This window comes from Cellulomonas bogoriensis 69B4 = DSM 16987 (assembly GCF_000767165.1).
GTDB classification, from domain to species: domain Bacteria; phylum Actinomycetota; class Actinomycetes; order Actinomycetales; family Cellulomonadaceae; genus Actinotalea; species Actinotalea bogoriensis.
Genome location: NZ_AXCZ01000505.1, coordinates 1 through 307 on the forward strand (window position 1 = coordinate 1; position 307 = coordinate 307).

Below are 307 nucleotides of genomic sequence, written 5' to 3' on the forward strand. Positions count from 1 at the left end.
CACCGTGGCACCCGGGCCGGACGGCGCGCCTGGAGACCGCCGACGGCGTGGTCGTGGGCCACGCGGGTGAGCTGCACCCGAAGGTGGTGGCCGCGCTCGGCCTGCCCGCCCGCACGGTGGCGTTCGAGGTCGATCTGGACGCGGTGCTCGCGGCGCGTCCGGACGCTCCGGCCCAGGCGGGCAGGCTGTCGGCCTACCCGCCCGCCAAGGAGGACATCGCGCTGGTCGTGGACCAGGACGTCCCGGCCGGGGCGGTGCTGGCGGCGGTGCGTCAGGGCGCGCAGGGCGTGGTGGACGGGGTCGAGGT

Annotated in this window: 1 pseudogene; it reads left to right on the forward strand. The window is 77.9% G+C overall.

Going from position 1 to position 307, the window contains the following annotated elements:
* A pseudogene (locus N869_RS16220) lies at positions 1 to 307 on the forward strand (phenylalanine--tRNA ligase subunit beta); the annotation flags it as partial.